Annotated in this window: 18 protein-coding genes; 7 read left to right on the forward strand and 11 right to left on the reverse strand. The window is 35.1% G+C overall.

Annotation, left to right across the window (positions count from 1 at the left end; translation table 11 throughout):
* The first annotated feature begins 1 nt into the window (after window position 1).
* The 6 genes from PXC01_RS02755 (at window position 2) to PXC01_RS02780 (ending at window position 10683) form a co-directional block, all read left to right on the forward strand.
* Window positions 2-1936, forward strand: coding sequence for a DUF4270 domain-containing protein (locus tag PXC01_RS02755; protein WP_276470848.1), 1935 nt, complete (start codon window positions 2-4; stop codon window positions 1934-1936).
* A 160-nt stretch (window positions 1937-2096) separates the two neighbouring features.
* Window positions 2097-3941, forward strand: a complete 1845-nt coding sequence (gene glmS / locus PXC01_RS02760) for a glutamine--fructose-6-phosphate transaminase (isomerizing) (RefSeq protein ID WP_276470849.1) — start codon at window positions 2097-2099, stop codon at window positions 3939-3941.
* 271 nt (window positions 3942-4212) lie between these two features.
* Window positions 4213-6996 (forward strand): TonB-dependent receptor, encoded by a 2784-nt coding sequence (locus tag PXC01_RS02765; RefSeq protein WP_276470850.1) that lies wholly within the window; start codon window positions 4213-4215, stop codon window positions 6994-6996.
* 18 nt (window positions 6997-7014) lie between these two features.
* A complete protein-coding gene (locus PXC01_RS02770; RefSeq protein ID WP_276470851.1) occupies window positions 7015-8649 on the forward strand; it encodes an SGNH/GDSL hydrolase family protein in 1635 nt (544 codons plus the stop codon).
* Window positions 8650-8816: 167 nt separating this feature from the next.
* Window positions 8817-10325, forward strand: coding sequence for a F0F1 ATP synthase subunit beta (gene atpD / locus PXC01_RS02775; protein WP_276470852.1), 1509 nt, complete (start codon window positions 8817-8819; stop codon window positions 10323-10325).
* A gap of 79 nt (window positions 10326-10404) precedes the next feature.
* A complete protein-coding gene (locus PXC01_RS02780) occupies window positions 10405-10683 on the forward strand; it encodes a F0F1 ATP synthase subunit delta/epsilon (RefSeq protein ID WP_276470853.1) in 279 nt (92 codons plus the stop codon).
* Window positions 10684-10736: 53 nt separating this feature from the next.
* Here the strand turns inward: PXC01_RS02780 and PXC01_RS02785 are convergent, their stop codons facing one another.
* The 11 genes from PXC01_RS02785 to PXC01_RS02830 form a co-directional block, all read right to left on the reverse strand.
* Window positions 10737-10943, reverse strand: a complete 207-nt coding sequence (locus PXC01_RS02785; RefSeq protein WP_276470854.1) for a helix-turn-helix domain-containing protein — start codon at window positions 10941-10943, stop codon at window positions 10737-10739.
* A 2-nt stretch (window positions 10944-10945) separates the two neighbouring features.
* Window positions 10946-11458, reverse strand: coding sequence for a DUF2975 domain-containing protein (locus tag PXC01_RS18445; protein ID WP_420828575.1), 513 nt, complete (start codon window positions 11456-11458; stop codon window positions 10946-10948).
* A gap of 10 nt (window positions 11459-11468) precedes the next feature.
* On the reverse strand, window positions 11469-12029 hold the full coding sequence (locus PXC01_RS02790; protein WP_276470855.1) for a DUF2975 domain-containing protein: 561 nt from the start codon (window positions 12027-12029) through the stop codon (window positions 11469-11471).
* 203 nt (window positions 12030-12232) lie between these two features.
* Entirely contained in the window at window positions 12233-12928 is a 696-nt protein-coding gene (locus tag PXC01_RS02795) for a hypothetical protein (protein ID WP_276470856.1), read from the reverse strand.
* 3 nt (window positions 12929-12931) lie between these two features.
* Window positions 12932-13306, reverse strand: coding sequence for a hypothetical protein (locus PXC01_RS02800; RefSeq protein WP_276470857.1), 375 nt, complete (start codon window positions 13304-13306; stop codon window positions 12932-12934).
* Between the two features lie 354 nt (window positions 13307-13660).
* Window positions 13661-14194: a DUF3575 domain-containing protein gene (locus PXC01_RS02805; protein ID WP_276470858.1), complete on the reverse strand. Its 534-nt coding sequence runs from the start codon at window positions 14192-14194 to the stop codon at window positions 13661-13663.
* 411 nt (window positions 14195-14605) lie between these two features.
* Window positions 14606-15319, reverse strand: a complete 714-nt coding sequence (locus PXC01_RS02810) for a hypothetical protein (RefSeq protein WP_276470859.1) — start codon at window positions 15317-15319, stop codon at window positions 14606-14608.
* A 175-nt stretch (window positions 15320-15494) separates the two neighbouring features.
* Window positions 15495-16028, reverse strand: coding sequence for a GNAT family N-acetyltransferase (locus tag PXC01_RS02815; protein WP_276470860.1), 534 nt, complete (start codon window positions 16026-16028; stop codon window positions 15495-15497).
* A complete protein-coding gene (locus tag PXC01_RS02820) occupies window positions 16028-17827 on the reverse strand; it encodes a M61 family metallopeptidase (RefSeq protein WP_276470861.1) in 1800 nt (599 codons plus the stop codon). Before PXC01_RS02820 ends, PXC01_RS02815 begins: the two co-directional genes overlap by 1 nt.
* 72 nt (window positions 17828-17899) lie before the next feature.
* Entirely contained in the window at window positions 17900-18310 is a 411-nt protein-coding gene (locus tag PXC01_RS02825; protein ID WP_276470862.1) for a response regulator, read from the reverse strand.
* Complete coding sequence (locus PXC01_RS02830) at window positions 18307-20961, reverse strand: PAS domain S-box protein (protein ID WP_276470863.1); 2655 nt, start codon at window positions 20959-20961, stop codon at window positions 18307-18309. The genes PXC01_RS02825 and PXC01_RS02830 overlap by 4 nt, the downstream gene beginning before the upstream one ends.
* A 308-nt stretch (window positions 20962-21269) precedes the next feature.
* On the opposite strand from PXC01_RS02830, the gene PXC01_RS02835 reads away from it, so the two are divergent.
* Window positions 21270-22427 (forward strand): aminotransferase class I/II-fold pyridoxal phosphate-dependent enzyme, encoded by a 1158-nt coding sequence (locus PXC01_RS02835; RefSeq protein ID WP_276470864.1) that lies wholly within the window; start codon window positions 21270-21272, stop codon window positions 22425-22427.
* Window positions 22428-22433 lie beyond the last annotated feature (6 nt).

The following is a 22433-nucleotide window of genomic DNA, read 5'->3' on the forward strand; positions in this document are numbered from 1 at the left end:
AATGAATTTTATTGCTAAGTCCGTTATCCCTAAGTTTTTAGGGTTGTTATTGATATTGGGTCTTTTGGTTTCTTGTGAGCAAGATTTAACTACTGTTGGTTCAGGTGTTGTTGGTAATGAGCCTTTTACAACAGGTAAAGAGGTATATGATGTTTTTGCTTTTAATAAGAATATTGAGGCGGTTCAAACAAATAAATTGAACATATATCAGTTAGGTGTCTATAACGATCCGGTATTTGGTAGAACAGAGGCTTCAATTACTTCACAGATATTTTTAAGCACTATAAATCCATCCTTTGGGGCTTTTTCTCAAGCAAAGGAAAATCTTACCGGTACAGCCGATGAGTCTATTACTACTATTCAAGAAAACGAAACGGTAAAAGAGGTGTATTTATATATTCCTTATTTAACAAGTAGCGGTTCTTTGGATAGCGATGGTGACGGTGTAATAGATGTATACGATAAAGTTCCTGACAGTGATAATGATAATGATGGTGACGGAGTGTTGAATTCTGTAGAGACGGCGTCCAATACAGATCCTCGTGATGAAACCAGTGTTGATGCCGATAGGGATGGCATCAATGATAATAATGGGAAGACCATATTCGCCAATAATTTTGCGGAAAAGGTAGCGTTGGATAGTATTTATATTGATGGTGTTAATTATGACAATGTAGCTAAATCACCGCTTCCTGCTTTTAATCTTAAAGTTGAGCGTTCTACTTTCTTTTTAAGCGATTTAGATCCAAATACCAGTTTTCAAGAATCGCAGCAATATTATTCTGATGAGGTTTTCTCGCCAGATTTTGTTACAGGTACTCCATTGTTTCAGGGAGATGTAGAAATAATCGATGAGGAATTTTTAATTCAGAATGAAGACGATGAATCTACAGAAGATGTAAATGAAGCGGAAACGAACACAAAATTACAACCAGGTATTAGGGTAAAATTGAATAATGAGTTTTTTCAAACTAATATTTTGGACAAGGAAGGGAGTTCTGAATTAATTAGCCAAGCTAACTTTACTGAATTTATAAGAGGGCTGCATTTATCGGTTCAAGAAAGCAGTGCAAATGATGTTTTTTTAATGCTAGATTTAAGCGCTGCCAATATTACCATGACCTATACTTACACAAGTTATGATACCAATGGTACTTCTGATGATGTTAGCGATGATAACCCGAACAATACATTAGAAAAAGATTTCGTGTTTACGCTATTGTCGAGAAGTACTACAGGGGTTATTTCTGGTAATGCCGTCAATACAATTATTACAGAAAATTATGGTCCTCAGATTTTAGATGTTTTGGATAGTGGTGAAAATTCATCTAGAATATATTTAAAAGGTGGTCCTGGCACATATGCTGAAATAAATTTATTTGAAGAAGGTGGTGGCGAGGAAATTATAGAGCAGATTAAAAGTGAGAATTGGGTTATCAATGAAGCTAATTTGGTATTTTATATAGATAGAGATCAGTTGGATGCCGCAGGTAGTACCTTAGAGCCCCCAAGATTATTTTTATACAATACCGAAAACAAAATTCCATTAATAGATATTGCAACTGACCCTGCATCGCCGCAAACCGGTATTCCTGATTTGTTCGGGTTTTACCCTAATTATGACGGTATCATTCAAAAATCTAATGATAAAGGGGTAAGGTATTCGGTAAAAATTACGGATCACATCAATGATATTATTTTAAGAGATTCTACAAATGCTACTTTAGGGCTCACGCTTGCAACAAATATTCAAAATTGGAATATTGCAGATGCTAAAGTTTCTGACCCGGAAATAGTTGATGGTATTGAAAGACTACCTATAACTTCCACGGTAACCCCGCTAAGTACAATTTTGTTTGGTGGTAATATTAATGCTACAGATCCTAATTTTGACAAAAGGTTGAAATTGGAAATATCTTATACGAAGGCACAATAAGTAATAGCGTGGTGGTTTTTGTTATTTATCAAGTTATTTACATACCACTTCTTTAATATTAGCGTTGTATAACCTAAAAGGCATAAATCTTGAAGTTTATTCTTTGAAATAACTAAGAGGTTTCAAATTAAATTTTTCAAATAGAAATAGAAATAGAAATATGTGCGGAATTGTTGGTTACATAGGTCATAGGGAGGCATTTCCTATCGTTATAAAAGGACTTCAAAGATTGGAATACCGTGGTTATGATAGTGCAGGTATCGCACTTTATGATGGTAATCAAATCAATCTATCTAAAACAAAAGGTAAGGTAGAAGACTTAAAGAATAAAGCTAAAGAAATATCTCAGGCGGGTAGTATTGGTATTGGTCATACACGTTGGGCAACCCATGGTGTGCCAAATGATGTTAATTCCCATCCACATTACTCAAACTCAGGTAATCTTGTTATTATACATAATGGTATCATTGAAAATTATGAGGCTATTAAGCAAGAATTGACCAAACGTGGGTATACGTTTCAATCGGATACGGATACCGAGGTTTTGATCAATTTGATTGAAGAGGTTAAGAAAACGGAAGATGTTAAGCTTGGCAAGGCTGTTCAAATTGCATTGAATCAAGTAGTAGGGGCATATGCAATCGCCGTATTTGATAAAGAAAAGCCAGATGAAATTGTGGTAGCCAAATTAGGTAGTCCTTTGGCTATAGGTATAGGTGAAGGTGAATTTTTTATAGCTTCAGATGCTTCTCCTTTTATTGAGTTTACCAATAATGCCGTTTATCTTGAAGATGAAGAAATGGCAATTATTAGATTGGGTAAAGAAATTAAGCTTAGAAAAATTAAGGATGATGCAGTTGCTTATCCAAGAATTTTGGAGCTTCAAATGAACCTTGAGGAAATTGAGAAAGGTGGTTACGATCACTTTATGTTGAAAGAAATCTATGAGCAGCCTAGGGCAATAAAGGATACATATAGAGGTCGTTTGCTTGCTGATCAAGGTTTAATAAGAATGGCGGGAATTGACCTTAACATGGAAAAATTCTTGAATGCAAATAGAATTATAATAGTAGCGTGCGGTACTTCATGGCATGCCGGTCTAGTTGCTGAATACATTTTTGAAGATTTGGCAAGAATTCCGGTTGAGGTAGAATACGCATCGGAATTTAGATATAGAAATCCTGTTATTACAGATAAGGACGTGCTAATTGCAATTTCACAATCTGGTGAAACTGCGGATACTTTGGCAGCTATTAAATTGGCGAAAGAAAAAGGAGCTTTCGTATTTGGTGTTTGTAACGTTGTGGGTTCTTCTATTGCTAGGGAAACAGATGCAGGTGCATATACCCATGCCGGACCGGAAATAGGAGTGGCTTCTACAAAAGCGTTTACTACCCAGATTACGGTTCTTACTTTAATGGCTTTAAAATTGGCCAAGGCAAAGGGTTCATTCTCTGAAACAAAATATCGAGAGTATTTATCTGAATTGGAAACTATACCAAATAAAGTAGAAAAATCCTTAGAATCAAATGCGCTTATAGAAATTATCGCAGATGTTTATAAAGAGTCTACTAATTGCCTTTATTTAGGAAGAGGGTATAATTTTCCCGTTGCTTTAGAGGGAGCTTTAAAGTTAAAGGAAATAAGTTACATTCATGCAGAAGGGTATCCGGCGGCAGAAATGAAACATGGACCTATTGCATTAATAGATGAACAAATGCCTGTTTTTGTTATCGCCACAAAGAAAGGACATTATGAAAAGGTGGTAAGCAACATTCAAGAAATTAAATCTAGGAAAGGTAAAATTATAGCGATCGTTACCGAAGGTGATGAGCAGGTAAAAGATTTGGCCGATCACGTGATAGAGGTTCCTGAAACTTTAGAAAGTTTAACTCCTTTGTTGACGACAATTCCTTTGCAACTACTTTCTTACCATATAGCGGTTATGAGAGGCTGTAATGTGGATCAACCAAGAAACTTGGCAAAATCGGTTACGGTAGAATAGAAAAAATTTTTTACAGAGTTATAAAAGGGGCATGATTTATTTCATGTCCCTTTTTTTGGTTAGGGTTAAATCTCCAATTTATACGGTAATAGCTAAATTTTGATGATGATGTTATAACATGTTATTCAAAAGTTAATTACGTATATCCCAATAAATGAACAGTTTAATTATTAAAATAATACTATGCATGCATAATTTTTTTCATATTATTATTATCCATGTGAAATTATCTGTATCTTAACCCTCAACTAATTTTAAACTATTATTAAGAATGAGAGCAATACTTCTTTTAGCATTGATGATTATGGGTACTCTAGGGTATTCCCAGACCAATATCAGTGGTAATGTTGTTGATCAAAACAATGCACCTATTCCGGGTGCGAATATTGTTATTGTCGGCAAAACCATTGGAACAGTGACAGATTTTGATGGTAATTTTAATTTGGCTACATCCGAGGTGCCACCTTTTAAGATAGAGGTGTCCAGTATTGGATATACAAGTACTACGGAAAGTATTACAAGTGCCAACCAAAAAATTACAATAACCTTGAATGAATCTCAAACGTTTTTAGATGAGGTGGTAATATCTGCATCTAGAACCCCTGAGCGTATTTTTGAATCTCCTGTTACGGTAGAGCGAATTGGTATTTCTGAAATTAAGAATACTACCGCAGCCGATTTTTATGGAGGGTTAGAGAATTTGAAAGGAGTTGACGTTAATACGAACAGTTTAACGTTCAAGTCTGTAAACACTAGAGGTTTTGCTTCTTTTGCCAATACCCGTTTTATGCAACTTGTAGATGGTATGGATAACTCTACACCTGCATTGAACTTCCCTATCGGTAATTTGGTAGGTATGGTTGAGACCGATGTGTTAAGTGTAGAATTATTACCAGGAGCTTCTTCGGCACTTTATGGCGCAAATGCCTTCAACGGTATTTTGTTTATGCGCAGCAAGAGTCCTTTTGATTATGAAGGTATAAGCGTATCTGTTAAACAGGGAATTACATCTCAGAAAGCGGCGGGGGATAATTCATATACAGATTTTGGTATTAGAGCGGCACATAAATTCAGTGATAAATTTGCGGCAAAAGTTAATTTCGGTTATTTGAAAGGAACAGACTGGGCAGCTAACAACACGGATGATAAGATTACGCCAGGTGGTACACGAGATAATTTGAACTATGATGGCGTAAACGTTTATGGTGATGAGGTTTCTACAAATATTAAAGAAGTTGCCTTAACTTTAGAAGGTTTAGGTATTTTACCGGCTGGGGCAAATGCTTTGGTACCTTCGGAAATAGTAAGTAGAACCGGTTATAACGAAAGTGATCTTACCAATTATAACGCAGAAAGTATTAAGGCGGACTGGGGATTATACTACAGGCCTATTGAAGATAATAGTTTAGAGCTTTCTTATGTTGGTAAAGTGGGTACGGGTAATACAATTTATCAAGGTACCAACAGATATAATATTAAAGGTTTCTTTCAAGAGCAGCATAAGCTTGAAATCAAGAACGATAACTTTTTTCTAAGAGGTTATATGGTTGGTGATAAGTCTGGCGACTCTTATGATATGGTATTTACAGGTATCAATATTAACAGGGCTTGGAAAGATGATAATACATGGTTCGGTGAATATACCGGTACATATGTACAGGCTACTTTGGGCGGGGCTACAGATGAGCAAGCTCATGCCGCAGCAAGAGCACAGGCAGAATCTGGAAGGTTTTTGCCAGGTTCACCGGAATTTCAAGCTGCGTTCAACAGAAGTGTAAACGATCCAGATCTATCTACCGGCTCTAAATTTCAAGATGCTTCAAAATATTACCATGCAGATGGTAACTATAACTTTAGTCATTTAATTGATTGGGCAGAGATTCAAGTAGGTGGGTCTTTTAGGGAATATGATCTTAATTCGTCAGGTACTATTTACACGGATTTTGATGGTCCAATTAGATATTCTGAATTTGGTATTTATTCTCAAGTTCAAAAAACACTTCCTTTTGAAGGCGAAAAGAGTTTAAAGTTAACAGGTTCTATAAGATATGATAAGTCAGAGTTGTTTGATGGTTTTTTCTCTCCTAGATTATCTGCAGGTTATACCTTAAATAGAAACCATAATATTAGGGCTTCTGCACAAACGGGCTTTAGAAATCCTACTACTCAAGATCTTTTTATTGGTTTAAATGCCGGTAGAGCTATTTTGGTGGGATCTGCTGAAGACAATTTAGATCGTTATTCAAGAGAATATGGAATTAGTGCAAGCGGGCAATTGTTAGGTCAGCCTTCTGAAGTTACACAGACAGGTGGCGCGGCATATAACAACTCTTATTCTGCAGCTTCCGTAACGGCATTAGGTGCAACTGGTGATCCAAGTGTTCTTGAAGTTGCCAATCCTGATTTGATCAAACCTGAAAAAGTGACGTCTTTTGAAATAGGGTATAGAGGTAAGGTAGATAAAGTGGTTATCGATTTTAGTACGTACTATAACAGTTATGAAGATTTTATCTCGCAGGAAGTGGTAATTTCTCCATTTTACGGGCAAGCTGGTGACGGTGGGCTATCGGTTGCGGCAATAGCTAACGGAGATTTTCAAGCTTACAGTGCTTATACCAATACAGATGCCAATGTAAATTCTTATGGTGCATCGTTAGGATTGGATGTAAAAGTATTGGGTAATTTCGATTTAGGTGGTAGTTATACGTTTACCAAGTTAGATTTTGACCGCGAGGCAAACCCAGATGTTATGTTGAATTTTAACACACCAGAGCACAAGTTCAAGGCATCTTTTGGTAACAAGGAACTGTTTGAAAATTTCGGATTTAACGTATCATATAGATTTAGCGATGATTATTTCTGGGAAGCTACTTTTGGTAACGGGGTAATTCCTGAATTCCATGTTGTAGATGCTCAAATTAATTATGATGTGCCAAGTATAAAGTCTTCTTTTAAATTGGGTGGAACAAACCTTACCAATAAAGAATATTACACGGCATTTGGTACTGGCTTTATAGGTTCTATGTACTATTTATCTTGGACAATTAACAACTAATTAAAATCAAAAGTTGAAATGAAAAACTTAAAATATTTATATATTTCTTTAGGTGTATTGGCTTTTACCGCTTGTAATGATCCTGAAGATGTAGATCTTGAACCAGAGATGATGGCAGAAGAGTTGCCTGCATTGACCGCTGGTTCCGCAGATTTCTCTAATTATGTTTCTTTAGGAAACTCTTTAACGGCAGGTTTTACTGATGGCGCTTTATTTCAGGCTAGCCAGAGTCTCTCTCTTCCTAACTTGTTGTCCCAAAAATTCAGTCTTGTAGGTGGTGGTTCCTTTACACAGCCATTGACCAATGATAATCTTGGTGGTTTGGCGCTTGCTGGAACAAGAATTCAAGGGCCAAGATTGGTATTTGGTGGTGCAGGTCCGGTTTCATTAGAATCTTTAATTGGAGATGTTACGGTAACTACTGATATAGCTTTGAACAACCCAACAGGGCCTTTTAATAATTTAGGAGTGCCTGGTGCAAAAAGTTTTCACTTATTAGCGCCCGGTTACGGGAACATAGCTAACGTGCAATTGGGTCTTGCTAATCCCTATTTTGTTAGAATGACGGGTGCAACACCGGATATTAGCGTATTACAGATGGCTGTAGGGCAATCGCCTAGTTTTTTCTCATTATGGATCGGTAACAACGATGTATTAGGTTATGCTACTACAGGTGGTGATGGAACAAATCCTATTACCCCTGTTTCCGGTGCACCGGGAGTTGGCTTTGACGGCAGTTATGGAGCTTTAATAGCTTCCTTGACCGCAACGGGAGCTAAAGGTGTTGTGGCTAATATTCCTAATGTAACAGATGTACCACATTTTACTACGGTGCCACATAATCCGTTAGACCCTACTAATCCAGATTTTGGGCCACAAATTCCTACCTTGAACGGAATCTTTGGTCAGTTGAATCAAGTTTATGAATTTTTAGAGGTACCGGAGCGTTCTATTAAATTTTCGGAGACGCAAGCAAGTGAGGTTGTGATCAGGGATGAAACATTACCGGATTTGTCAGCTCAGATTGCGGGTGTTTTAATTGCTAGTCCTACTTTTCCTGCATTTGTAGAATCATTTGGATTACCGGCGCAGGCAGCACCATTGGTTGCCGGTTTGTTGGGTAGTACATATGGACAAACAAGGGAGGCTACGGCAGATGACTTATTTGTATTGCCAAGTGCTTCTGTAATAGGAACGGTAAATTTAGAATCTGTTTCCAATTTAATGACAGCAGGCTTGCCACAGGCATTGGCAGGTCAGTTTTCTGTAGAAGGAATATCACTTCCCTTAGAAGATAAATGGGTTTTGATACCAAGTGAGCAAGATGAAATTGCAGAAGCAACCGCAGCCTTTAATGAAATTATAGCGGCTACCGCTAGTCAGGCAGGTTTGGCCTTGGTAGATGCAAATAGTCTTTTAAATCAGTTGGCCAATGGTGGTATTACAAGTGGAGATTTCACTTTACAATCAAATTTAGTGACCGGTGGAGCCTTTTCTTTAGACGGTATTCACCCAACAGCTAGAGGTTATGCCTTGTTGGCAAATGAGTTTATGATGGCAATAGATGCTACTTATGGTTCTAATTTTGAAGAATCAGGTAGTTTGTTGAATGTAGGTGACTACCCTACCAACTACCCGGCTACGCTACAATAGTAGCATGTATAATACTAAGTTTTAAAAGGTGCTTTATGGGCACCTTTTTACTTTTGTAAAAAAGGAAAAAAACTATTTTTCATTAAAGTTGAAAACTATATCTTTGCAGCCTGAAAATGAGAGCATTTTTCAGGTTATATTAAACGTAATACATAAACATATAAGTAATGTCAAAAGTTACAGGTAAAGTTTCGCAAATCATTGGACCCGTGGTTGATGTAGAATTTCAGTCAGGTGCTGATCTTCCTAAAATCTATGATTCCTTAGAAATAGTAAATAAGGATAAGTCGAAATTGGTTTTAGAAGTACAGTCTCATGTTGGGGAAAATACGGTAAGAACTATCTCTATGGATTCTACGGATGGTCTTAGCAGAGGGGTTGAAGTAGTAGCTACAGGTAGTGCGATTCAAATGCCGGTAGGTGATGATGTATATGGTCGTTTGTTCAATGTTATAGGTGATGCTATCGATGGTTTGGGTAATTTGCCCAAAGCAGGTAAAGATGGTCTTCCAATACACAGAGAAGCGCCAAAGTTTGAAGATCTTTCAACTTCTACCGAAGTTTTATTTACAGGTATTAAAGTTATCGATTTGATCGAACCTTATGCAAAAGGTGGTAAAATTGGATTGTTTGGTGGTGCCGGTGTAGGTAAAACGGTATTGATTCAGGAATTGATCAACAATATAGCAAAAGGTCATGGTGGTCTTTCTGTATTCGCAGGTGTTGGTGAAAGAACTCGTGAAGGAAATGATTTACTTCGTGAGATGTTGGAATCTGGTATTATAAAATATGGTGATGACTTCATGCACTCTATGGAAGATGGAGGATGGGATCTTGCCAAAGTAGATAAAGAGGCAATGAAAGGTTCAAAAGCGACTTTCGTTTTTGGTCAAATGAACGAGCCACCTGGAGCACGTGCTAGAGTTGCACTTTCAGGTTTAACGATTGCAGAGTATTTCCGTGATGGGGCAGGTGAAGGTCAAGGTAAGGACGTACTTTTCTTCGTAGATAACATTTTCCGTTTTACGCAAGCAGGTTCAGAGGTATCTGCATTACTAGGTCGTATGCCGTCAGCGGTAGGTTACCAACCAACTTTGGCAACGGAGATGGGTGCTATGCAAGAACGTATTACATCTACAAAAAGAGGTTCTATTACATCTGTACAGGCGGTTTACGTACCTGCGGATGATTTAACGGATCCGGCACCGGCAACAACGTTTGCCCACTTAGATGCAACAACGGTATTGTCTCGTAAAATTGCCGAGCTAGGTATTTACCCAGCGGTAGATCCATTAGATTCTACATCAAGAATTTTAACTGCCGATATTTTAGGAGATGAGCATTATGCTTGTGCACAAAGGGTAAAAGAGCTATTACAACGTTATAAAGAACTTCAAGATATTATTGCCATTTTAGGTATGGAAGAATTATCTGAAGAAGATAAATCTGCTGTAGGTAGAGCAAGACGTGTACAACGTTTCTTGTCTCAGCCGTTCCATGTTGCAGAGCAGTTTACAGGTATACCAGGTGTTTTAGTAGATATTAAAGAGACTATTAAAGGATTTAATATGATTATGGATGGTGAATTAGATCACCTGCCAGAATCTGCTTTCAACCTTAAAGGTACTATCGAAGAGGCTATAGAAGCTGGTGAAAAAATGTTGACGGAAGCTTAAATCTAGTAAACGGTTTTCGGTAGCAGTTTGCAGTTTTGCATTCGATTATTGAACACTGATTACTGAATACTGAAAAAATATGTATTTAGAAATTGTATCACCAGAAGCAACATTATTTGCAGGCGAAGTAACTTCGGTAACTGTACCAGGTATAAATGGCGAGTTTCAAATGTTAAAAGACCACGCCCCAATTGTATCCTTATTACAAGAAGGTAAAGTAAAGGTTGCAGGTAATATTACTTTAGATGAAGAATATGCCTCTAAGTTCACTAAAGATGCCAGCGGAAATACCGTCTTACAAATTTCTAGCGGTACTATTGAACTTAAGAATAACAGAGTAATTGTACTAGCAGATTAATTAGTACATTTTATTTTAAATTATAAAGGCTACACCTAAAAGTGTAGCCTTTTTTATTCCTTTTCATATGCTAAAATATCGGCAGGTTGGCAGTCTAATGCTTTACAAATAGCGTCAAGGGTAGAAAAACGAATGGCTTTAGCTTTGCCCGATTTTAGAATAGAAAGGTTGGCTTCTGTTATACCTATCATTTCAGCGAGTTCTTTGCTCTTTAGGTTACGGTCCGCTAGTACGGTATTTAAGTTAACGACGATGCTCATAGTTATATGGTTAAGTCGTTTTCAGATTGCACGGTATAGCCCTTTTGAAACACGTAAGTTAGAAACAAGGAGATCATTCCAAATATAATCAGCAGAATAAGATTGTGAATATTTCTAAATTCAGTCTTATGCATTATTGGGTAATGAATTAGAAAGTATAAAACAGGACCAATAATTAAATTTAGAATGGTAAGTAATTTTAGATTTTTAACAATGCCTTTATTAAATATTATTGTCTTTTTTAATGCTTTAAATATGTTAGAAAGCAAATAGAAAAGTAGAATTCCAAATATGAGGACTAGAGATATAGTTAGAATATCGCTAGATTGATAATTACCATCTATAGAGTTTGCTGTCAATGGAATTTTCATATGGAATCTACCATCCTGTACAGTAAATCTATTTGTAACAAAAGCAAATTCCATATAGCTTAGAAAAGCTAAGAGTACGATTGAAATACTTCTGAATATATAATAGAAGAATGATGAAAGTGATTTTGGACCGAATATTTTCATTGTATTCTTTTTATATAGTTAAGTCATTGTCAGATTTAAGTGCCGTACCTTTTTCAATTAGTTCAGCAAAAATTAAAGTAATAGTCCCGAGTACTAAAAGGGGAATCCATTGATATAGTATTTTTAACAGGACCCCAAGAATATAACCAAATTGATAAGTTGATGTTTCTTCAGCTAATGAAAAGCTTTGGTCTATTGATTTAATATCTAAGAATATTTCAATTCCAATAAATAAAATAGAAATGAATATAATCACCTTACCGGATAAGTATAATAGTTTATAGCTCTTTTCTGAGAATAATTTATTGTCGTCTAAGGTCCAAGAGAAATATATTAGTTTTAAAAGGAGGTATAGCAAATAGCCTAAAAGTAATTCAATAATTAAACAGATTATAATAAACTCTTTATCCGAAAAAAAATGATCGAAATTTATAGATAGGATTTTTTTAAGATTAATTTCTCCATAGACGAAATACCTAATTATTTTGACCAAAATACCTAAGAAATTTAATCCTAAAGTAAATATTAAACCAACTATAATCCATCTTAATAATTTATAAAATTTTTCCATTATTATTGTTTAACGATAACAAATATATAAAAATTATCGAAAAACAATAATAAAATTAAAAAAATGATTTGTATTTTATTGTTATTAGTAAAACTATAGAGAGGTATCGGTTAAATTTGAATCTTAATTACATGTCCACATTTTTACAGTTATAGATACAAGCATAACGCTTGTCCTAGCGGCGAGAGTCAATATCTCATATCTCACACATTTTTATAATACGGGTAAAGAGGCTCTATAGTTTTAAGGCGTTCTTTTAACTTATTGTAATATGGAATCCAATCTTTTAGTTGGGGCACCTTATAGAAAACCTCATCACGAGAGGCTACCTTTTCTTCAAAATTGGGATCGGAACAAAGTTTGGAAATAATCAAGCCTCTAAATCTTCGATCTGCCAACCCTACTAAAATTTCATTGGTGTTTTTTCCTTCGGCCTCTAAGCGGTCCATTTCCTTTAGTACATTGGGCAGGTAGGAGTAGGTGTTTATAAAAGCCTTACCTGGTCCTTGGGCATAATCCACAATTGCATGGCCCCATTGGCGGAATGAATCTAACTTCTTGAAATTCAATTTTGTTATAGCATCCACATAATCTTTAGCATGTATATCATGAATTGTTAAAAGTATATTATCCCCTTTCTTTATGTGTTCAAATGAATTTGTGGGAATACCTATTTCAAGAATTATTTTTTCAACCTCCTTAAAAGAAATACGGAAAGGTCCGGATAAATGATTACCGAGTTTAATTGCGAACTGTAGGTACAATTGCACATAAAAATTTTCAAATTCTTTTCTATATAAAACAGGTCTTTTGGACTGAAACCTATATCCTTCCCCTTTAAAAAATGGATGAGTTACAGCAAATAATTCCTTTTTTCCTTCCGTTAGTTTTATTTCCATAGTTTATAACTTACTTGAATCTTTTATAAATTCAACATCTGATATCCCAACAGTACCCACATCATTAGTGCCATGATCATTGAATTTTATTACTTTGGATTGTTCTACATTAAAACTTGTATTTGAATTTAAACTAATTGGTCTACCATCAATTATTATTTCTTTATCAAACTTCACCTTGAACTCCACCGCACCGCCAGAGGCTTCTTTTACCTGTTTAAACTTGGCCGTTTGTGCGGGAGTAAAACGGGTACCGGGGCTTAGTTTGTTCTCGATTACGATGATGGCTGTAATAAACTGAGTTATTAAGTTAATATTTTTCGTTTTGATTAGGTAGGGATTACAAGCTTCAATTTTCGTTTTTAACAATAACCTCATAATCCAAATCATAAAAGAAAACATCTGTCATGCCGGCTTCTTCTATGGCGTTTCTTAAGCGTTCTACTGTAATATAGTTATAAGCCAAATTATGAAATCATGTACCATTTGAAAACTTAAAGATGAGAGGGTAAGCTTATTTTCTTGTTAATTTAATTGTAAGTATATAAGATGAAAAAAAAGCTAGAGGATGATAAGGTATACTTATTTCGCACTTTACTGTAATTAATTCATTTATAATCAAAGAATTTATAAATACTCCTCGTAAAGTAAAGAATGTTAATATAAATTTTTCTAAAAAAATGCGGAAACAGCAAGGTGTGTTTCCGCATTAAATAAAATTTTATTAATTGTTTACCAAGCATATCCTAGTGCTAAACCTAACCTTGGTAGAATGCCTTCAATAGAAGTGCCGGTGATATCTCCGCTCGTGTTTGCAGAAATATACTGTGCACCTAAATTTAGGTCCAAAGCAAAGCCTGAATCTCCGCCGCCAAAAACCCATTGGTAACCAGCAACTCCTCCAACTCCTAGGTAACTAAGTTTACCGTCACTTGATCCTGAAGATGCTTTTGTACTTGAGTAGGTTGCTACTGGAGCTCCATACCAACCCCTAACAGCATCTTTGGTTGAAGAGAAGTAGAATTTGTATTTACCTTCTGCTCCAAACCCATTTGCTTTTGCATCACTATCAGAACCTATGGTAGCTGAAATACTTGAATAAGCTAAAGATACTTCAATGGCAGATTTATCGTTAAGGGCTTTTTCGTAACCAAACTGTGCAGAACCGAAAAGTAAACCTAATGGATTAACTTTAACTACGTTCTCTTGTGCTTGAACGACAAAACTGAATAAGGCAATTGTAACTAGTAAGCATACTTTTTTCATAATTATAAATATTTGGTTGTATTTAGGGCTAATGTAGTTTTAAGTTGAAAAGTATGACTTACATAGTTGTAAAAACGTTAAAAGTGGTTGTGTACTTCATTATTTTGTAAGTTTATTAATACTAAATAAGTAGATAAGTTGTATTAATGCATGGTTAGATTGTTTATTATACATCGTAACGATACAAGTCAATTGCTTTTAAATATTTAAAATTAGGCAGTATTATCTATTAAGGGATATAGCTTGTTTATCTTATTAAAAAATTTATGAGCTGTATGGTCTTTAACGCAATCAATTCCCAATCTTTACATAAAGAATTGTAAGTGAAAATTTTCTGAAATCCTAAGGCTTAATGTGTCCAGGATTGTTATGCCTATATTTTTCCGTTCGATTTGGCAGGGATTTCAAGCTTCAATTTTCTTTTTTAACGACAACCTCATAATCCAAATCATAAAAGAAAACATCTGTCATGCCGGCTTCTTCTATGGCGTTTCTTAAGCGTTCAGATACAATAAACGTGTAACCATCAAATAAGAAATCATATTCCTTTTTTAAGCTTAAAATTGAAGGGATAAATTCATAATTCTTGTGGTTGGCTTTTTTTATCTCAAGTAATTCATCATAAGAAGATGCTTTTAAGATTGTTATATCGTCTTTATCATTTTTATTTACTTTTTTAAATACTGAGTTTTCAATACTTAAATGTGGAAAGTTCCATTGTTTTATTGGATAAAATAACCAATATTTATATTTGGTCTTTTTTTGATAGTTGTCAACATTTAGTTCTAAGAATTGATCTTTCGTTAAAGTAAAATCATTTAAAATTTTAAACAATGCGTCACTTAGGCAAATTCCTCTTGTAAAAGGTGTAAAAGCAGCTTTATGCCATTTTCGACTTCCACCACCGCTAGACCATAACATGGTATTGCGCAATATGGGCTCATTAAAGTCTAACTGTTCATGATCTGGTACATTAGTGTCTGCATACAATTGAATAGGTTTAGGGTTTTCCCATCTTTCTCTATTTCTTAATAAATGTACATCTAATTGCAAACGGGCAATTTCTTCTTGGCTACAGTATAGAAACCAATATTCATCAGGTGAAAAGATTTGATAATATTTCATTATTAATAAGTATCTAAAATTCTGTTTACAGCGGAAATTCTGTCTGGAACGCTATTTATTTTTCCTCCAAACAAATCATTTACATTGGAATTACCTTTTACAGAGTAATCTAACAATGCATTAAGTTATTAATTTACATTATAAATTATAAGTCATAGCCTTAAACTTATTTTGGTCAACCAATCTTCAAAGAAATCAATTCCCAATCTTGGCCCAAGGAATGATAAGTACAAATTTTCTCAAAACCAACGGCGTAATGAGCTCCTAGTGATCGGCTATTAGTGGCATCTACTTCGGTAATTATGGCATCGTATTTAGGGTAAGAGGCTATTTTCATAACGCTATAAAGTCCGCGAAAAATACCCATTTTTCTATGGGTTTTGGCAACACATATTTGCCCCATGGTAATGAAATTTTGAATGTTTACGTTTTCTAATTCGGTAAACATGGGTCTTAAAACAGAAATTTCATCTTTAAAATCTTCGGTCATTGACAGCGCATAACCTACAACCTTATCACCATCTTTCGCAATGATATGTGGGCAGGCGTTGTTCATTCTTGTAAGAACATCTAATGTATGGTGAACGGTAACGAAACCTTCTTGTTTCATTTCTAGATCGGAAACAGAAGATTTTAAGTTCATCTGCTGTAAAGAAAGAATCTGTATTAATTCTTCTTTGGTTGTGGCGGTGGTATATATCAAATTCATTACTCAACATTTAACCAAGCTTGGCGGGCTTTTAGTATTTTTTTAGAGGGAGCTTTTTCATTTTTCTCAACTAAGTTGATAGCATAGTTTGGGTCAGAAGTTAAAGTGACTTCTGTTTTTCTTTCTAAACCATCCCTTAAAAAGGTTATTGTAAGAACATCATTTGGTTGAAATCTTTCTTTAATAAACGTATTAAATTGAATTCCGTTAGGGAATGGTTCGCTATTTATTGAAGTAATGATATCGTCTTTATCTAAGCCGGCGATGTAAGCGGGACTACCGATTTTAGTATTGCTTTTAATTTTACCGTTCAAATCGTCTGTTATAGATATAGCGGCGCCAAAATAAGCAACTTCTGTGTCTTGAGACAAACTAACACCTACTGTTTTAAATAATTCGTTATATAGCGGCATTTCACTTTTGTGAATAAAGCTGTTAAAGAAGTTATTACCAAATGCTTCGCCAGCATACGTGTTCAACGTTTCGTTCAAATTTTCAATAGTGTATGGGTTTTCCTTTTTACCGTAGGCAGTCCAGACCAGCTTCATAAAATCATCTAGATTAAGACCTTCATTACGTAGTTGTAGATCCAAAGCTAGACCAAGAACACTGCCGTAAGAGTAATATGAAATAAAGGTATTTTCTCTGTTAACGGGGTCTACGGAAGTTGCCGCATCTACAAAAGGAGCTTGGTAACTCATTTCTATAGGGTTAAAGAATTGTCTTGCAGGTGAATTCCATACATAATTAAACGTACCGGTTAATCCTTCTACATATTTTTTAGCTGTAATCAATCCTGCTCTGCAAAGTATTAAATTGGTGTAGTAGCTGGTAAAACCTTCTGCAAACCAAAGTTCACCACTCATGTTCGCTTCTTCAAAATTAAACGGTTCCAAAGATTTTGGTCTAATACGTTCCACATTCCAACTATGAAAAAACTCATGTGAAACGGTGCCAATATTACCCTCCATGCCACCATTTGCCAAAGTTCTGGTACTTGTTAAAATGGTGGAGTTTCTATGTTCCATACCATCACCGGACACATTTGGCGTATAGCAAGCTAAAAAGGTATAAGAACCATAGTCAAACTTTGGCAATTCTCCGAAAACCTCTTTTTCGGCAAGAACAATTTTTTTTACTTTTTCAAAGTAGGCATCGGCTTCTTCTTTGGTACCAGGATCATGTAAGGCTAATTTTATGGTTTGCCCGTCTAAACTGAATTCGCGCACTTTATGGTTGCTCAACTCCGTTGGGCTATCCATAAAATAGTGCAGATTAGGGGCACTGTAGGTATTGTCTTTTATATGAAGTAATTGCGTAGCTATCTTCCAATTAAGATCTTCTCTTGTTTTGAAATCAACTTCAATTTCCCGCTCACTAAGAGAAGGCGCATACATAAATGTTGCCGGAATATTTAAATGCGCATGTGTTTCATCTATTTGAGAATAGGTGCCATCACCTCTGTTGGCAAAAAGGGTGTATGAAATGTTTACCGTACCATCATGACCAAATATTTTCCATTCATATGGGTTGGTTCTTAAGACGTGTAGAGAGTTTCCTGTACTATCAAGTGCATTAAAATTATAAATATTTTTAGCAAATTCATGAAGTGCGTACCTTCCCGGAGATGTCCTGCTCATTCTTAGGGATAAGGTATCTGATATGACCTTTGGAAATGTTACCGAAACATGGGCCTCATGATGCGCGGCATTTTTAAAAGAGATAGTGTAAGAATTTGTTTGAGCTTGAAGCTGAAAGGATTGTAGACCAAAAAATAAAATTAGTAAAAGGTAGCGCATACGTGGAATTTTAGCTAAAGATAATGAAGCTAATTCTTGTATGTACTCAAAATAATAACAGAAAAAGTGTTTTTATATGGTTTGATTTTGTTCAAACTTAGCTTTTATACTGTCCTTTATTCCTTTTAATAGAAACTCGGTAATTGGTTTGGTAACAAAATCGGCAACTAAAGGTTTTTTCTTAAGTCTATCTATATCTTGTTGGTATGCTGAGGAAGTGAGAACAAAAACCATACAATTGTTTGTAGAGGCAAACGTTTCTAGTTGATCCATAAATTCCCAACCGTTCATTACAGGCATATTAAGGTCTAGAAAAATAATGTAGTTTTTGTCATTGGAATATTCATTGTTCAAATACTCTATAGCAGGTTTTCCATTGGTGAAATTAATGGTCTCCCCTTTTAACTGGGCATGCTTAATGCCTTTTTCAAGTAAAAAAGTAAATATAGGGTCGTCCTCAATTAGTAATATTTGGTAATTCATTTTATATCTTCTATATCAATCGCATTAATAGTATTTTCAACAATATCTTTTATAACATGATCAATTTCATCTGCCGAAGTGATTATAAAGTTAAGAATTTGTTCTCTTTCTTCGGGTTTTAATTTCTCTTTATCATCCCTTAATAAATCTACCAAGCCCATTAATCTAGCAACAGGAGCCCTTACAATATGAGACTGGGTCCAAGCAATTTTTTTGAGTTGGGCATTTTGTTCTTCTATGGCATTTAAGTGTTGCACCTTTGTAGTAACGTCTTTAGAATTAATTACGATACCTTTTATGGTAGGTTCATCGAACTTGTTTGTAATGGCGGTTTCTAGCCAAACGTAATGACCGGCGCCATGTCTAAATCTAAATGGTTTAATATTTACCTGTGATACCTCTAAGATTTTCATGAATTCATTGTAAACGGTATCATAATCATCTGGATGAATATAATCGAAAGCACTAGTGCCAACAAACTCTTCTGGTGTAATCTCCAATACTCTTGTAGAAGTTGGGCTTGCATAGGAGAAAATAGCATTTTTATCAGCAATACAGATCATATCGCTGCCTTCCTGTACTAAAGTTTTATATCTACGTTCACTTTGTATTAATTGCTCTTTCGCATTTTTAGTTTCATTGATATCTCTAGAGGTTATAATGACACCTTGTATTGAAGGTTCGTGTAATTGGTTGGATACATTGGCTACAAACCACCGCCATTCGCCAAATTTATTTTTAAATCTAAACGGTTCGATCTTTATAGAATCATTTTGGGTAATTTGGTTGAACTTTGTTTTTACACGCTCTAAATCATCTGGATGTATGTAGTCAAAAGCGTTTTGTCCTTCAAATTCTTCAGGGCTTATTTGAATGACCTTCGTTGAACTTGGGCTTACATATTTAAAGTTGGCATCTGCATCTAGTATACTAATGATATCACTACTCTCTTGTACCAGAGTTTTAAATCTGCGTTCACTGTTTTCTAATTGAAGTTCGGCTTTTTTCTTTTCGGTATTATCTCTAGAAATACAATAGTAAACACGATCTTTCTCGTCCCAATTAGATGACCACAACATGGGTACGGTATGACCGTCTTTATGAACGTATCTATTTTCAAAATTTACTACTTTGTTTCCTGACAATACAGATTCGGCATTTTTTTCTGTAGAAATTATGTCTTCTTCATAGATTAGTTCAGTATATCTGGTACCTATTATATCTTTTGGTGCATATCCCCAAATATCTTCAACGGCCTTGTTTATGCTTATAAAGTACCCTTCCTCATCAAGGGTGCAGATAATATCTAAAGAAGTATCCATAATTTTTTGCATCTCTTCCTTTGCACTTAACAGTACTTGTTGAGATAAAATTTCTGAAGTTATGTCTTTAGAAAAACAGGTTATACCAATTGCTTCACCATCTTTATTATACATTAGGTCAAAGGAAGTTAGGCCATATGTGGTCCAAAATTTACTGGGGTCTTGTATTTTCTGTTTTACGGAAAATCTTCCAGTGCTAAGTGCTCTTTTGTAATATTCTTTCCATTTATCGGTTACTTGTTGTGGCACGGCATCAGAAAATACAGGGTCGCCTTCCTTAAAGGGTTGTCCTTGAATTTTCTCAACTAAATCGTGAAAGGCGGTATTGGCGGTAATTAGATTAAAATCCAGATCAATGGACCACATTAAGTCGCGTGAACTATTGATCATTGCATCTAGATTGTTTTTTACCCTTTGAAGCTCTGCGGCAAAAGTTTTCTTTTCGGTAACATCTTGTATGGTTCCATACATTAACAAAGGTTGCTTGTCTTCACTCCATTCTAGTACCTTGCCCTCTTCATAAATCCATTTGTACTTGCCATTTTTAAGTAGTAATCTGTACTGTACATTACAACCATTTGAAGGGTAGTTTAGGCAATCATGCATTTTTTTCTTTACCTCGGGCAGATCATCTGGGTGAATACGGCTAAACCAATCTTCGGTCTTAAAACCTTTTAGCGCATTCTTGTCCAAATCAAAGATTTGCAGACCTTGTTCGTTCAAGGTAAGGCTGTCATTGGCAAGATTTCGTTCCCAAATACCAATACCGGTCGCAGAAACAATATTATCCAATAATTTACCTTTTCTTTCTAGGTCTAACTTTTGGTCTAATTCTAATTTTTTTGCTTTTCGTAATTCAAATAAATGCACCACTTGCTTGGCCAAAGTCTTAAGCCCATCAATTTGTGTGTCATCTAATTGTCTCACTTTTGTATCAAGAACACATAAGGTGCCTAGACGGTGACCGTCTGGAGAGGTTAGCGAAGCACCGGTATAAAATCTAATACCTGGATCATTTTTAACTATAGAGAAATTTTTAAATCGATCGTCATTTTCGGCATTTTCTACTGTTAAAAGGTCTACGTCATCATTAATAATATATTTACAAAAAGAATTACTTAACGGAGTTTCGTTATAGTCTACACCAAAATGAGATTTAAAAAATTGTCTTTTATCGTCAACTAAAGAAATTAGGCTAATAGGTACATTGCAGATGCTGGCCGCCAATGACGTAATTTCATCATAGATTGCCTCATGGTTAGTATCCATAACATCAAATGACATTAGTGCCTTTAATCTATTCGTATCTAAAATATTACTCCCTTTCATCTTATCCCTATAAAAAGATATTCACTTAATCTAATACTTTAATATTAAAGTAAGAAATTTCTTCAAAAAAAAGAGGCAAAAATAAGGTGTAAGTTTGAATTATACTTACAAAAACCTCTTTTTTTAATGCTTTTTAAGATATTTTTTGTTCTATAACTGCTTATTTTTCAGGTTAATAAATTATTATTTTTCATAAACTGTTAAGAATTTATGAAGTTACCATAATTAATGCGGTAAACCGATAGCAAAAATTTTAGGAAATCGTTAAATAGATTAGAATCGTTTCATAGAAAAGCTATTTTTGTTCCATGAACCAATTCCCTGAAAAATTACAACGTGCTTTGGCTGCTCGTAAAAGAGAAAAGACCTTTCGTTCCCTACAAACTTTAGATGGTTTAATTGATTTTCTTTCTAATGATTATTTAGGTTTTGCAACAAATGAAATTTTATTTTCAAAAACCTTTCAATTACTACTTACGGAGAATGTTGCATCAAACGGATCTGGGGGTTCAAGGCTTCTGTCTGGCAATCACAAATTGTATAATACGTTAGAGCCATTGTTGTGTGATTTTTATAAATCTGAAGCAGCTTTGGTCTTTAATTCCGGCTATGATGCCAACATGGGGTTGTTCAGTGCCTTGCCGCAAAGAGGAGACTTGGTATTTTATGATGAATATGTACATGCCAGTATAAGAGAGGGTATACGAATGAGTCATGCAAAGTCTTATAGTTTTTCTCATAATGATTTAGCAAGTTTAGAAAAGAAAGTAGCATTAAATGTATCTAGAAATGAACATGCTGATAGTGCCGTATATATTGTAACTGAAAGTGTTTTTTCAATGGATGGCGATACGCCACCTTTAAAAGCTTTTGCAAAGTTTGCCAAAACTAACGGCTACCACCTAATTGTAGATGAAGCCCATGCCGTTGGTGTATTGGGTAAGAACGGCGCAGGATTAATACCGGAATTAAAACTAGAGAAAGAGGTTTTTGCAAGAACGGTAACTTTTGGGAAGGCATTTGGTTGCCATGGGGCGGCAGTACTTGGTTCCAAAAATTTAAAAGATTACTTGGTAAATTTTGCCAAGCCGTTAATTTATACTACCGCATTAACACCACATACACTGGCAACGATAATTACGGCCCATGAATATATTGGCGAACTAGGAAAAGAACCTAACGCGTCGTTAAAAAGAAATATAGATTTTTTTAAAAAACAATTGACCATACATAAAATAAAAGAACATTTTATACCTAGCGATACGGCTATACAGGGTTGCATTATACCAGGTTCAAAAATGGCAAAAGAAGTTTCTAAAAAACTGATCGATAAAGGCTTTAATATTAAGGCTATACTTTCGCCTACGGTACCGGATGGTCAAGAGCGCTTAAGGATATGTCTACATAGTTTTAATTCTACAGAAGAAATAGGGTTATTGGTAAAATTATTAGCTAGTTTTATTTAAACAAGT

The sequence above is a fragment of the Maribacter huludaoensis genome, assembly GCF_029350945.1.
Classification (GTDB): Bacteria; Bacteroidota; Bacteroidia; order Flavobacteriales; family Flavobacteriaceae; genus Maribacter; species Maribacter huludaoensis.